At 32.2% G+C, this 14,062-nt stretch carries 12 protein-coding genes; 3 read left to right on the forward strand and 9 right to left on the reverse strand.

The window, feature by feature from the left end; all coding sequences use genetic code 11:
* The first annotated feature begins 161 nt into the window (after positions 1-161).
* On the forward strand, positions 162-740 hold the full coding sequence (locus AX016_RS02950; RefSeq protein WP_100894190.1) for a fasciclin domain-containing protein: 579 nt from the start codon (positions 162-164) through the stop codon (positions 738-740).
* Positions 741-826: 86 nt separating this feature from the next.
* On the opposite strand, the gene hemF is transcribed toward AX016_RS02950, so the two are convergent.
* The 7 genes from hemF to hemA all read right to left on the reverse strand — a co-directional run bounded on the left by hemF (position 827) and on the right by hemA (position 7,323).
* Entirely contained in the window at positions 827-1,729 is a 903-nt protein-coding gene (hemF, locus tag AX016_RS02955) for an oxygen-dependent coproporphyrinogen oxidase (protein WP_100894191.1), read from the reverse strand.
* Between the two features lies 1 nt (position 1,730).
* Positions 1,731-2,078 (reverse strand): 5-carboxymethyl-2-hydroxymuconate Delta-isomerase, encoded by a 348-nt coding sequence (locus AX016_RS02960; RefSeq protein WP_100894192.1) that lies wholly within the window; start codon positions 2,076-2,078, stop codon positions 1,731-1,733.
* A 5-nt stretch (positions 2,079-2,083) separates the two neighbouring features.
* Positions 2,084-2,839, reverse strand: coding sequence for an EI24 domain-containing protein (locus tag AX016_RS02965; protein ID WP_100894193.1), 756 nt, complete (start codon positions 2,837-2,839; stop codon positions 2,084-2,086).
* A 27-nt stretch (positions 2,840-2,866) separates the two neighbouring features.
* Complete coding sequence (locus AX016_RS02970) at positions 2,867-3,355, reverse strand: DUF6973 domain-containing protein (protein ID WP_157811067.1); 489 nt, start codon at positions 3,353-3,355, stop codon at positions 2,867-2,869.
* Positions 3,355-4,383 carry a uroporphyrinogen decarboxylase gene (gene hemE, locus AX016_RS02975; protein WP_100894195.1) on the reverse strand — a complete coding sequence of 343 codons (1,029 nt, stop codon included), beginning with the start codon at positions 4,381-4,383 and terminating at the stop codon, positions 3,355-3,357. The genes AX016_RS02970 and hemE overlap by 1 nt, the downstream gene beginning before the upstream one ends.
* 106 nt (positions 4,384-4,489) lie before the next feature.
* Complete coding sequence (hemC, locus tag AX016_RS02980) at positions 4,490-6,067, reverse strand: hydroxymethylbilane synthase (RefSeq protein ID WP_100894196.1); 1,578 nt, start codon at positions 6,065-6,067, stop codon at positions 4,490-4,492.
* Positions 6,064-7,323, reverse strand: a complete 1,260-nt coding sequence (gene hemA / locus AX016_RS02985) for a glutamyl-tRNA reductase (protein ID WP_100894197.1) — start codon at positions 7,321-7,323, stop codon at positions 6,064-6,066. Before hemA ends, hemC begins: the two co-directional genes overlap by 4 nt.
* Before the next feature lie 206 nt (positions 7,324-7,529).
* Between hemA and AX016_RS02990 the strand changes: the two genes are divergently transcribed.
* Positions 7,530-8,420 (forward strand): helix-turn-helix domain-containing protein, encoded by an 891-nt coding sequence (locus AX016_RS02990; RefSeq protein ID WP_100894198.1) that lies wholly within the window; start codon positions 7,530-7,532, stop codon positions 8,418-8,420.
* 1 nt (position 8,421) lies between these two features.
* Here the strand turns inward: AX016_RS02990 and AX016_RS02995 are convergent, their stop codons facing one another.
* Entirely contained in the window at positions 8,422-9,273 is an 852-nt protein-coding gene (locus AX016_RS02995; RefSeq protein ID WP_232732589.1) for an N-acetylmuramoyl-L-alanine amidase-like domain-containing protein, read from the reverse strand.
* A gap of 16 nt (positions 9,274-9,289) precedes the next feature.
* Positions 9,290-12,799, reverse strand: coding sequence for a TraB/GumN family protein (locus AX016_RS03000; protein ID WP_100896788.1), 3,510 nt, complete (start codon positions 12,797-12,799; stop codon positions 9,290-9,292).
* A gap of 218 nt (positions 12,800-13,017) precedes the next feature.
* Between AX016_RS03000 and hemH the strand changes: the two genes are divergently transcribed.
* Positions 13,018-14,049, forward strand: coding sequence for a ferrochelatase (gene hemH / locus AX016_RS03005; RefSeq protein WP_100894200.1), 1,032 nt, complete (start codon positions 13,018-13,020; stop codon positions 14,047-14,049).
* Positions 14,050-14,062: the final 13 nt, after the last annotated feature.

Below are 14,062 nucleotides of genomic sequence, written 5' to 3' on the forward strand. Positions count from 1 at the left end.
TAAAATACATTCTTTCTTAACTATTGAAACGCTCCTTTGGGGGCGTTTTTTTGTTTTTTAGAATAATTAATACATCAATCCAAAAAAAGACAACTTTTTTAAAACCCTCTTTTAGTTTTTGCCGTAGGTAAGGTCGTAATCACATATTAAAACACACAAAAATGAAATTATCAAAATTATTAAAATCGACTTCACTAGCTATTGTTCTTTTAATTGGAGCAAATACATTTGCGCAAGATAAAATGATGAAAGCTGAAACAAAAATGGTTGGCGGCGCAGAAATGTACCCATCAAAAGATATTGTATCTAACGCCGTAAACTCTAAAGATCACACAACCCTTGTTGCTGCCGTTAAAGCTGCAGATTTAGTAAAAACGTTACAAGGAGAAGGTCCTTTTACTGTTTTTGCTCCAACAAATATGGCTTTTGATAAATTACCAAAAGGTACTGTAGAAACTTTATTAATGCCAAAAAGCAAAACTACATTACAAAAGGTACTTACTTACCACGTTGTTGCAGGTAAATATTCTGCTGCAGATATAATGAAAGCAATAAAAATGGGTAAAGGAAAAGCAGAATTTACTACTGTTGCTGGCGAAAAATTAACTGCAATGGTTACTAAAGGAAAAGTACAGTTAAAAGATGTTGCTGGTAACGTCTCTACAGTTACAATTGCAGATGTAAACCAGTCTAACGGTGTTATACACGTAGTAGACACTGTAGTTTTACCAATGAAATAGTTTTTTATTAGTTTGATTGATTGTTCCCCAAATGTAAAAAGGTGTCTAAAATTATATTAGACACCTTTTTCTTTGTTATTCTTATTCTAAACCCACTCTTTAGGTGTTTTTAAAACCTGAAGCAATTTTTCTTCTTCACTACCTTCCTCTGGGGTATGATCATAAACCCATTGTACGTGCGGAGGCAAACTCATTAAAATACTCTCTATACGTCCGTTAGTTTTTAGTCCAAACAACGTTCCTTTATCGTGCACCAAATTAAATTCTACATAACGGCCACGTCTAATCTCCTGCCAATCTCTTTGTTCTTTCGTATAAGGCAATTCTTTTCTTTTTTCTACAATGGGCACATAACACGTTAAAAAGCTGTTACCAACCTCGGTTACATAATTATACCAATCTTGCATAGACATAGCGTCTGTTGCCTTACAGTAATCAAAAAATAAGCCTCCAATACCACGCGCTTCATCTCTATGAGCGTTCCAAAAATACTCATCACAACGAGCTTTGTACTTGGCGTAAAACTCTGGATTGTGTTTATCACAAGCAGTTTTACATACGTTATGAAAATGAGTAGCATCTTCATTAAACAAATAATATGGCGTTAAATCTTGTCCTCCACCAAACCACTGGTCTACAATGTTACCCTCTTTGTCATACATTTCAAAATAACGCCAATTTGCATGTACTGTAGGTACCATTGGGTTTTTAGGATGCAATACTAAGCTTAATCCACACGCAAAAAAATTAGCATCTTTAACACCAAAATACTGTTGCATACTCTGTGGCAACTCACCATGTACACCAGAAATGTTTACACCACCTTTTTCAAAAACAGCGCCATTTTCTATAACTCTAGTTCTACCACCTCCACCTTCTGGGCGTTTCCAAATGTCTTCCTTAAATTTAGCAACACCATCTACAGCCTCTAACTTAGCGGTAATAGTATCTTGCAGTTCTTGTATGTATGTATAAAATTTGTCTTTCATTTTAAATCATTGATTTATTACAATAAGTTTCCTTTTCAAAATCTCTAATATTAATAGCTATAAAAGGGACTTCTGGGAATAACTGGTATAATTTTCGTGTTATTTCTTTTGATAAGTTTGCTTTTTGCTCTTTAGTTCTGCCTTCCATAATATTAGCAAAAACGTGAATAAAAGGCTCTTGCTTGCCCCCTACCAAATAGTGTTTTTTAAAAGGATTTAAACGTACTTTTATATCTGCTTCATCAAACAAATTAGAAGCTGCTGCTACAGTATGTATTGACTCTAAAACCTCTGTTGGACTTTGCAGTTTTAAAATATCACTAGAACAATCTATAACAAAGTGTGGCATACTAATTATTTTTTAACAGCTAAAGTGTCTTTCTTTAAAATTTCTATTGTTTTTACCGTTGCTGCAGTTACAGACAAAGGTAAAACAAGAATAATACCTACTAATGGCACAAATAAAAATAGCATAAAAATGATACCATTACCAATTGCTAAACCTCTATTTTTACGCACCAGAACAATACTTTCTTTATATTTTAAATGACGTTCTAAAGTATAGTCCATATTACCAAAACCTGCGTAATATGCTTGCATTAAAAATAACAATATGGTTGAAACTATACCAACAACTGGTATAAGGCCAAGTAGTAGAATTGGCATGGTAAATAAAATTTCTTTAACCAAGTTTCTTACATTTATACGTATACCTCTCCATAATTGCTCACTAAAAGATGTGTTTGTATGACTATGTGCCGGTACACCCGTTAAGTGTGCTTCAATTTTTTCTGATACCGGACTCATAAACGGAGCAGACAATGCCATTACAATATGCTTGTATAGCAATAAACCTATTACAACAATTATGGTTGCACCTAAAAAATTAGATACTGTAGTAAAAACCTCTTTACCCCAATCCCAAATCCATATTTGAGCTATAAAGCCACCAATACTACCAGACAACCAAATAGCTAACAACACAACAATAGCTGCCGTTAACACACTAATTAGTATAGGTACAAGAAAATATTTCCAAAGTTTTAACTTAGAAATTAGAGCAAAAGTACCTGTATAGGCTTTTATTCCTTTTAAGATATTTTTGAGCATTTTTTTTGTTTTAAAATTCTTAGTAAACTAAGGTACAATATATACCATATTTGCAGGGTATAGTTTTATATCTTTTGCACTTACTATTTTTTCTGCAACCTTACTTTTTTCAAAAATAAAGTCTATTAATTCTACTTGGTCCTTATCAATAAAATTGAAGAAATATAATCTGCCTACTGCATTATTTTGCAAGTCCATAAGCTCATCTAACTCATTATTATTAGTAACTTTTTCATACAAATTGGTTACTTTTTGAGCCCAAAACACACTTTTTTGCTTGTTTTTGGTTCGTTTTAATGAATAAGAGCACAAAAGAGCATTCCACACTGCGTGCCTAAATGCATTGCCTTTATTACTTTTACTATGACCTCCTGGGTAATACGTATTGCAAAGTACAAATGTTTGTTTTGTTGCCTTTATACTAGGAACCAACAACAATGGATGTTTAAAAAACAGCAAAGACAGTTTAAAAAACTGTCTTATGCTTAAACTTTTTATTCTGGTCCAGATTTTCACTAGTTAGCCTTATACTCTTTTACAGCATCTATAAATGCTTTTGCATTTTCTAGCGGTATGTTTGGTAAAATACCGTGACCAAGATTTACTATGTATTTGTCTTTACCAAAATCATTAATCATTTGGTGTACCATTTTTTTAATCTCTGCTGGTGGTGACAATAGTCTAGATGGATCAAAATTACCTTGCAACGTAATATTACCACCTGTTAAGTAGCGTGCATTACGTGCAGAGCAAGTCCAGTCTACACCTAATGCAGATGCACCAGATTTAGCCATATCACCTAAAGCAAACCAACACCCTTTACCAAAAGCAATTACAGGTGCTTCATCTTTTAAAGCATCTATAATTTGCTGTATATACTGCCAAGAAAACTCTTGATAATCTGTTGGAGATAGCATACCACCCCAAGAGTCAAAAACCTGAACTGCATTAACACCTGCCTTAACTTTCTCTTTTAAGTAAGCAATAGTAGTATCTGTAATTTTTTGTAATAATTGGTGAGCTCCAACAGGGTTTGTAAAACAAAACTCCTTTGCTTTATCAAAATTTTTGCTTCCCTGACCTTGTACACAGTAACATAGAATTGTCCAAGGAGAACCAGCAAAACCTATTAAAGGAATATCATCATTTAGTTTCTCTTTTGTCATTTTAATAGCATCCATAACATAACCAAGTGTGCTATTTATGTCTGGTACAATAACAGATTCTAAATCTTTAGAGGTACGAATAGGATTTGGTAAATATGGCCCAAAATTTGGTTTCATTTCTACCTCAATATTCATTGCCTGTGGAATAACTAAAATATCAGAAAATAAAATAGCTGCATCCATACCATATCTGCGTATAGGTTGCACTGTTATTTCTGATGCCAATTCTGGTGTCTGACAACGTGTAAAGAAATCGTATTTCTTTTTGATTTCCATAAACTCTGGCAAGTATCTACCAGCCTGACGCATCATCCAAACCGGTGGTCTGTCTACAGTTTCTCCTTTTAAGGCTCTTAAAAATAAATCGTTTTTTATCATATCCTCTCCCTAACCTTCTTTATAACAGAAGGAATTTGTTTAACTTAAACTCAACTTTATAACAAACAAAAGCTAAAAACCAATAGCCAACAGCCAAGGTTAAAAGTTAGCTATAATGCTCATTTACTAAATCTATAACACTTTCTACAGTTGGTAGATTTGCTACTCTAACATCTGAAAAATGCTTTTTTGCCTCTGCAGCAGTTGTATCTCCAATACAAAAAGCAATTGCATTGGCTTTATTTTCTTTTAAAAAGCTTTCTATACCAGACGGACTATAAAATAACACTGACTCTACGCTATCTGGTGCTTTTTTAGTATCAAACTTTGTTTGGTATGCTTCAATCTCATTAATCTTAATATTGTTTTTTTCTAAGATTGTAGGCAAATCATCTAATCTTAAATTTCCCGAGAAATAAGTTACTTCCTTTGTATCTAAGTTATCTGCTAAATAATGTGCTAATTCTGTTGCGCTTTTTTCAAAATGTGCAACAGGACCAATATTATTTTTTATAAAACGTCTTGTTTTACGACCAACACAGTAAATATTTTTAAATTGTAATTCTGAACCTGCATAATTTGTAATTACAGATTCTACCGCATTTTTACTTGTAAAAACAACGTTTTCAATTTCATTTTTAAAAAAACGAGGCGCAATTCTATTAGAGCTGATTTTTATAAAATCGTTACTTTCTACAGTTATTCCGCTTGTAAATCTATCTTTTTGGTCGTTGGTTAGTAATTTGGTAGAGTAAACAGTGGTCTTTTTATCCTCACTATGTAGTCCTTCCATTATATATTTACCACCACGCTCTAAAACAAACTCTGCAATAGTCTCTGCCAGGTCTTGATGTTTACCTAGTTTCACAACTCTGTCTGTTTCAATTTTTTTAGATCCGTCAGGGCTTAAAAGTACAACTCTAAAAACTACTTGCTCGTTCTTTATATAAGCCAATGCACCAATTGGTGCAGTACAACCACCTTCTAATTTATTTAAAAATGTACGCTCTATTGTAGTACATATTTCTGTTTCTTCATGATTAATTTCTGAGCAAATAGCCAAAATATCCTCATCTATTTCCCTAGCGGCAACCATTATTGCACCTTGTCCTGGAGCAGGCACCATCCAATCTAAATTTACAGCTTCTTCTGGCCTTAAATCTAAACGACCAATACCAGCAGCAGCAAATATAGCTCCGTGCCAAGTTTCTGAATCCTCTAGTTTTTGCAAACGTGTGTTTACATTACCACGTATATCTTCAACCCTATGCGTAGGGTAACGGTTTAACCACTGTGCTTTACGGCGTAAACTGCTGGTAGCAATAACACCATCTCGTGCACCTAAAAATTCTTCGTTGTTTTTGTAAACCAACGTATCTTTTACATTACCACGTTCTAAAACAGCAGCTTGTACAATACCTTTTGGTAAAACAGTTGGCACATCTTTTAAAGAGTGAACGGCAATATCTACATCACCTTTTAACATAGCTATGTCTAAAGTTCTTGTAAAAATACCCGTAATTCCTAACTCGTAAAGTGGTTTATCTAACTCTAAGTCTCCTGTAGATTTTACAGCAACAATTTTTGCTTTGTGACCTAATTTTTCTAGTTCAGATTTTACTCTGTTTGCCTGGTAAAGTGCAAGTTCACTATCTCTGGTACCAATGCGTATTATTTTGCTCATTTTGTTGAATTCAATTCTAATTGAAAAACTTTCTGTATTAAATCTAAACTATTGTTTGCATCTGTATTTTCATCTTTTAAATGATTAGCAAACTGTTTTGTAATTTTTTGTATAATACGGTCTGTTATAATATCTGCTTCTTCTAAGTTAAAGTTAGCAGCCTTTTTGCTATGAAAATCTAGCTCTTCTTCTTTAATTGTATTAAGCTTTTGCTTCAATGCTTTAATTACCGGAGCAAATTTGCGGGTCTCTAACCACTTTATAAACTCGGTTTTAATTTCATCGTTAATAGCTTCTGCCTGAGGTATAAACTGTTTTCTTTTCTCTAAAGTTTCATCTGTCATTTGCGATAAATGATCTAAATGAATTAAAGATACATTGTCTAACTCCTCTACATTATCTGCCACGTTTTTAGGAATAGAAAGGTCTAAAATTAAAAGTGGCTTTTTAGTATAAATTAACTCTTTAGAAATAGTAGGTTGTGCAGCGCCAGTAGCAACTATTAACACGTCTGTATTTCTAATTTCGGCCTGTAAATCTCCGTAATCCTTAACTACTAAATTAAACTTGCCAGCAACTTTTTCTGCCTTGTCTTTGGTTCTGTTTATTAAAGTTATGTGAGAGTTTTGGGTGTGTTTTATTAAATTTTCACACGTATTACGTCCTATTTTACCAGTACCAAAAAGTAAAATATTTTTATCTGATATGTTTGGAACGTTTTTAATAATGTACTGTACAGATGCAAAAGCTACAGATGTTGCTCCGCTAGATATTTCTGTTTCGTTTTTGATACGTTTACTTGCACGTATAACTGCATTGCACAAACGTTCTATAAACGGGTTTGCTAAATTGTGTTTTTTAGAACGAACAAAACTTTGCTTAAGTTGACTTATAATTTCAAAATCGCCTAGAATTTGACTATCTAAGCCTGTACCTACTTTAAATAAGTGACTAATAGCATCGTTATTTTTATATACATATGCTACTTCCTGAAACTCTTCAACCGTACCCAAAGCATTATCGCACAACAATTTTATTAATTGAAATGGATGCTTTGCAAAACCGTGTAATTCTGTTCTGTTACACGTAGAGGTTACCAATAAGCCATCTATACCTTCCTCTGCTGCCTCTACTAGCAATGCATTCATTGCTTTTTCATCTAAACTAAATTTACCTCTTACAACTGCATCTGCCTTTTCGTAATTAAGACCTATAGTGTAAAAAGAGTTATGTTTAGAAATATGATAATTCTTCATTGGGAATTTTTCAAATCGGTTACAAAAATAATTCTAGCATTACAATAAAAGTAACGCTAGAGGAACAATAAGTATCGATAACCGCTTTTTACACCAACATTTACCCTGAAAAGGTGCTAAATGCTTATATTTGTTGCTATAACAATGATTTTAAAATTTCTATTTAGAACCTTTCTAAATAGGTGTAAGTTGTAATAATTTTTAATATGGAAGCAAAAAATGCCGCTAAAGGTTCATTTGAAGAAGTACTGATTGAAGACGGGTTTTACGTACTTAAAATACAAAACGATAGTATTGAAAATCAAAAAGTTGAACGTGAAATAGACAGTTCTTTCATACAGTTTCATTACTGTTTAAAAGGCAACGGAAAGTTTATTTTTAATGACAGTAGTTATGCTTTAGAGGTTTCTGAAGAAAACTCTCTTCTACTATACAACACACAAAAAGATTTACCTTTAAATTTAGAGCTAAGCCCTAACTCTTGGATGGTTTCTGTGGTAATGACAATACGTAAGTTTCATTCTTTATTTTCTAAAGAAGCAGAATATATCCCTTTTTTAAGTTCCGATTTTAAAGACAAAAAATACTACTCACAAGAAAATGTGAGCCCGGCTACAGCAATTGTTCTTAGTCAGATTATGAACTACAACCTACACTCGTCTATTAAAAGCTTATATATAAAAGCAAAGGTTTATGAACTTATTGCGCTATATTTTAATATGAGTGAAGATGCAGATATAGAACAATGTCCGTTTTTGGTTGATGAAGATAACGTACAGCGAATTAAAAAAGCAAAAGAAATTATTATTGCAAGAATGGCAGAACCACCAACGTTAGCAGAATTGTCTGATGAAATTGGCTTGTCTTTAAAAAAGTTAAAAGAAGGTTTTAAACAAATTTATGGCGACTCTGTCTACAGTTTTTTGTTTGAACATAAAATGGATTATGCACGCAAAATGTTAGAAACGGGTCAGCATAATGTAAACGAGGTTGGTTTAAAGGTAGGTTACAGTACAGCCAGTCACTTTATTGCCGCCTTTAAAAAGAAATATGGTACAACACCTAAAAAGTATCTAATGTCTTTAACTAATGGCTAATTTAAATTGGCCTTGCAACCATAATACCAATATTACTTTTTATCTTTTTAAGATAATCTACCAATGGTAATTTTGTTATCTCTACTTGCATAGACCCTGTAGAAGCGTGCAACATATGTATGTGCCCATCTTGTGCACGTATAGCAATACCTGTATGCGTAACGTCTAGTCCTTTAATAGAGGTTGCCAACGCAATAATATCACCAGTTTGTATTAAGTGCTCATTAGCTGCAATATCATCTGCAGATAATACACAAAACTCGTTTTGTTTTAGCACTTCTTCAGACTCTAAAATAGTATTATAATTAGCATCATCTTTTAAAAACGGATACAAATCTCTATGTGTACCCATAAAGTTAATTTCCTTTTTAACAATTTTACCTCCAAGGTCGTTTGTTATATTTTTAACCAAGTCTTTGGTTTCATTATTAGAAATCCACTCTGTAAAGTAATGCAGTCTAGAGCCATAACCATCTAAATTACCATCTCTATATCTAATTTTTTTTAAGGCATTAGTAAAGTCTAAAAACTGTAAATTATCTGCTCTAGAAATTAATCCAAAAGCTAAAACGTTTTCTACAAAAGTGGTACAATCTAAACCTTGTAAATTAACAACTAAAGATTCTTTTTTTCCAATTTCTAGCGTTTTTGCAACATACGGAATTTCTAAAAAAGTTTTTCCTATAGCCGTTAAACTATCTCCAAAAGTATTAGATTTTGGCAAGGCCTTTATCTGTTTAATTTTGTCATTAAAAGCAATACTATCTTTTGGTGAGCAGGTAATATGTTGCGCAAAAGAAACTACCGAAAATAAAAGAGTACACAGTACTATTAATTGTTTTTTCATCATCATCAAAAGTAATTAAAAATTAATAGTTGTAGTTCATAAACTGTGTACTGTAAGCATTTGGTCTATAAACTGCGGCACGTTTTCTTTCTTTTAAAATAAACTCCTCTGTAACCATATCTAAAACCTCATCTTGTGTATAAACATTGTCAAGAATTTTACCGTTATTCTGATAAAAAGGCTGATCTCCAATTTCTTCATCTTTAGGATATACTAAAAGGTATAATTTCTTAGTTTCGTCATAAGTTGTTTTTTGTGAAAACTCATAATAATAACCTTCATAGATTACACCATTGTAGGATATATCTTTTGTAGTCACAAAGGCCACTTTATACTTATTGGTATTATACCTGTTTCTAATGTATATTAAGCTCTCACCTAAACTTTCTTCTGTATAATACTCCTTAGGAAAAATATTTATTTTTTTAGCAACTTTAAGCTTATTAAACAACAGTTTTCTACTTTCTGGATTAGCAGCTAAAGAATCTAAAATACCATTTGGTATAGGGGAGTTTGACCTAGCCAGCAAGGCTGCATATGTTGTTTTTACGGCTGCATCATTACTTAGTAAAAGTTTGGTATAAAACCACTGTACTTCTTTTTCTTTTCTAAAAGGAAAAAGCAAAATTGCGTAATCTTCTAATGTATTATAAGCTATATTTCTAGAACCAAAACCTCTTGGCATACCGTTTTTATTATCCTTTCCTAAATGTCTTTTAAGCTGAATTTTAGCATCGTTTAAAAACTGTTTTTTATACTTTTTATAACTGTTAGACTTTATATGAGAATGCAATTGCAAGCGAGCTAAAATAGAAAATATGGGTGCTTTGTATTCTTCAATAGCACTATACTCCAAAATTTTAGGAAATAAATGCTTTGCTAAAGAGAGACTATCTAAATACGGTTTAAAAATGGTATTAATTTCATAATCGTTACTTACTAGTGGCAAGTCTTTAGACATTAAATCTAATAACGTATGAACAGATTTTTCATTTGCTTTTGAGGCTACAGCTTGTAGTATTTTTGTTTGAGCATTAGAGTTGTTATAAGAGTCCTCATAAAAAGAAGTAAAAAAAGGTGTAACTCTACTGCTATTAAGTTTACCCATTTCTTCAATTAAATAGGATTGTATTTTCTTTTGACTATCGTTAAAATCAAAACTAGTAACGTAATAGGCAAGTGAATCTAAGTGCTTTTCGTCAAAATTTAAAAATCGATATCCATTAAGCGCTATACTATCATTTTTACGCAATCCTTCAAAAAACAAAGGTGTTTTATCTTCTAAAAACGATTTGCCAATAACGGTATCCTTAGGTGTAAAGTTGTTTATAAATGCAGTTATAAAACCGCTAGATTTTTGAACGGTGTCAACAACCGCTTTAATCTCGTACAACAGACCATCTTTGGCTATGTTCCTCACAAAAATACCTCTTGTACTAGCTGTATCTGTTAAAATCAAATTTAACTGCTCATACCCTTCTGGCGTTTTAGATTGCTGTTCTTTGTACAAAATAAAACTCTTTTTTTGATACATTTTTTTACGCAATCTCCAAAGAGAATCTACACTTGGCAGCATTAGAAAATCGTGCGCTTTATTTACTGCAACACTAATAATTTCTCCATTAGCATTTTGGTAAAGATTAGTTTTTGTGTACGGATTATAAGCTTTTGGCTTTTTTCTTCCACTATTATAACTATAATTATTCACTGAAAAACTCGGCGGCTTTACGGTAGATTTTGTTGTAAAATACAATGCGGTGTCTTTTACAAAAGTGAATTCTTTTTTATAAGTTGGCGCTTGTATTTTAAAAGAATTAAAATAAGTATTAGCAACAGCAGAGTCTTTACTAACAACACCTAACAAATAATAATTTACACCGTTTACAACCGATTTTAAAAACAGTTTTTTATTAGAAATAGAATCTAAAACTCCGCTAGACACTAGCATATTATTTTTAAAGTTCTTGTAAACTGGTTTTATTTTTAATTGTTGATAAAAACGCTTTTGAATTTGTTTTAGCTCAAACGTATCTTCCTCTATAAAGCGCAAATCGTTTTGACTAACCTTTTTAAGAAAATAATAGTCATCTGTTTTTGTATTTACGCCCTGCACAAAACGAACTCCTTTTCTGTATTTATTAGTAAACGTATGGTTTGATGGTATTTGCACAGAAAAATCTTTAAAGCCAGAAGTTATCTTAACATTTTTTAAAAGATCCTTTTTTAATGTAATTGTATTAAAAATAGTATCTGAATATTGTTGCACATAACTACCCTCACCTCCCATTTTAAAAATAATAATTTCTAGTGGTGTTATATAAATTTGGTACCGCTGGTAGTCACCGTTTTTAAGTAAGTTTTTAATCTCAAAAAAGGGAACTCCGTCTTTTTCTTTCTTATTTTTTTCTAAAATTTTTCCGGGAATATTCTCAAAAAGCAACTCATCAATCTTGTCAAAATCAAAAGTTCTATCATTTTTTAAATAAGAAAAAGTAGGTATGCGGGTAATCATCACATAACTACCATTTGCCAAATCTGGCACTATATAACTTGTATTGTTACTATCTGTTACTGGATATAATTTATTAGGTAACAAAACTGTAAAAGCATCATCATCTGGAGACTGTTTTTTATAGGTATTCTGCTTAAATGTTTTAACTATTTTTTCTTTTAGCAGTTTGCCTTTATAACCAACTTTAGATGTTAACGGCTTAACTGTATAACCCTTATTACGCAAAAGCGCAATTACGCCTTTATCACCTGGCAAATGTGCTGCGCCAATACCCGTAAATACTTTATTATTTTGTAAAAGAGAATCTAACTTTACAACCATATTGTGGTTGCGTATGTAGAGCATATTTTTTAAATAATGATCGGTATAAATTCCAGAATCTAAAGAATCAATTAAATTTATATTACGCTCTCTGTAAGCATCTTGCAATAGAAAATCCATTCCTTTTTGCTGCATTTTTTTAAGCAACCAATCGTCTGGTTTAGCTTTCATAGGGTTTAAATTTGCCCTACCTACTAGTATTCTAGATTCTTCTAAACCTTCTAAAGCAACTATTTTTTTATCAAACTTTTGTCCCGCTTGGTATATAAACATATCTAAGTATGTTTCTTCTTCAAAATCCTGACTAAAAGAATTGGTTCTATATAGTAATCCATTTAAAATACGATCCTCAAAAGCCAAGTAAGAACTCACCTCTTCAACCTGTGGATTATTCATTAAAAAAGAGCTAGCATAAAAACCCTTTGGCACATAATTATAACGCGTAGAAGTCTGGTTCATATCATCCTCTAACCAAGTAGCTGGGTCAGACTCCAATGCAACAACATCACTCTTTAGTAAAGACTCATAAAAAACATCGTCTAACCTAAAAGCTATTTTTTTACTTACGTGCATTGTTCCGTATAAGTAAGACGTTTGCTTTAAGCCATTACCAGAAATCTCCCAAAGCAAACTATTTTTTTCTTGAGCAAAACCTAAACAAGAAAAAAAAAGTAAAACAGAACCAATAAAAATGCGCATAAACATTTGTTTTTTATAAAATATCAACGTAAAAATTAGTTGTAAGTTGCACTAAAAAAAATTACCGCAAAAAAAATACGGCTTAGTTAACATTACATTATGAAGATACTAAACTTTTAAAAACGATTCTAGTTATTAAAGAATAAGTATAAATTATAGTCAAATGTGTTAAAGTTGAGTTACAAGCCCTATTTTTGCATTTCTAAAGAGATACAATTGTGAAAGGAGTTTTATTAGTAAATTTAGGGTCACCAGATAGTCCAACTGCTAAAGATGTTAAACCGTATTTAGATGAGTTTTTAATGGATGAAAGAGTTATAGATGTACCTAATTGGTTGCGTAATATTATTGTACGTGGTATTATTTTACGCACTAGACCTAAAAAATCTGCAGAAGCTTACAAAAAAATCTGGTGGGAAGAAGGATCTCCTCTTGTTGTAATCTCAGAACGTTTTACTGCTAAAGTAAAAGAACAAACAAAAATGCCTGTTGCTTTGGGTATGCGTTATGGTAGTATGACTATTAAAAACGGATTACAAGAGCTTAAAAGCAAAGGTGTAGACGAGGTATTACTAGTTCCTTTGTATCCGCAATATGCTATGTCTTCTTTTGAAACCGTTGTAGTTAAGACTATGGAAGAAAAAGAGCAGCATTTTCCTGAAATGAAAATTACTACACTACAGGCTTTTTATAAAAATGAAGCCTATTTAAAAGTACTATCTGATAGTATTGCTAAAAACTTAGAAGGTTTTAATTACGATCATATATTGTTCTCTTACCACGGTATTCCAGAACGTCACATAAAAAAATCTGACCCAACTAAATTTCATTGCAAAATAGATGGCTCTTGTTGTAGCACAAACTCTGTTGCACACAATACGTGTTACCGTCACCAATGTTATGAGACTACAAAAAGAGTTACCGCCCTTTTAGGTATACCAGAAGATAAAATAAGTGTTTCTTTCCAATCTCGTTTGCCAAACGACCCTTGGTTAAAACCATACACAGATTTTGAGTTTGAACGTTTTCCTAAAGAAGGCAAAAAGAACTTGGCTGTAATAACACCTGCCTTTGTTGCAGATTGTTTAGAGACTTTAGAAGAAATTGCTATGGAAGGTAAAGAGCAATTTACAGAAGCTGGTGGTGTAGAATACAAACACATACCTTGTTTAAACACAGATGAAAACTGGGTTTCTGTTATGGCAGACTGGGTAAACAATTGGGAAAAAGATGGTAGCTTACCTAGCTAAATAAACTATTGCA

Source organism: Cellulophaga sp. RHA19, assembly GCF_002813425.1.
GTDB lineage: Bacteria > Bacteroidota > Bacteroidia > Flavobacteriales > Flavobacteriaceae > Cellulophaga.

Excerpts from the sequence above, each read along its gene's own strand:
- AX016_RS02950 (WP_100894190.1), top strand. The coding sequence starts at position 162 with ATGAAATTATCAAAATTATTAAAATCGACTTCACTAGCTATTGTTCTT.
- hemF (WP_100894191.1), bottom strand. The coding sequence starts at position 1,729 with ATGAAAGACAAATTTTATACATACATACAAGAACTGCAAGATACTATT.
- AX016_RS02990 (WP_100894198.1), top strand. The coding sequence starts at position 7,530 with ATGGAAGCAAAAAATGCCGCTAAAGGTTCATTTGAAGAAGTACTGATT.
- hemE (WP_100894195.1), bottom strand. The coding sequence starts at position 4,383 with ATGATAAAAAACGATTTATTTTTAAGAGCCTTAAAAGGAGAAACTGTA.
- AX016_RS02965 (WP_100894193.1), bottom strand. The coding sequence starts at position 2,839 with ATGCTCAAAAATATCTTAAAAGGAATAAAAGCCTATACAGGTACTTTT.
- AX016_RS02995 (WP_232732589.1), bottom strand. The coding sequence starts at position 9,273 with ATGATGATGAAAAAACAATTAATAGTACTGTGTACTCTTTTATTTTCG.
- AX016_RS03000 (WP_100896788.1), bottom strand. The coding sequence starts at position 12,799 with ATGCGCATTTTTATTGGTTCTGTTTTACTTTTTTTTTCTTGTTTAGGT.
- hemC (WP_100894196.1), bottom strand. The coding sequence starts at position 6,067 with ATGAGCAAAATAATACGCATTGGTACCAGAGATAGTGAACTTGCACTT.
- hemA (WP_100894197.1), bottom strand. The coding sequence starts at position 7,323 with ATGAAGAATTATCATATTTCTAAACATAACTCTTTTTACACTATAGGT.
- AX016_RS02960 (WP_100894192.1), bottom strand. The coding sequence starts at position 2,078 with ATGCCACACTTTGTTATAGATTGTTCTAGTGATATTTTAAAACTGCAA.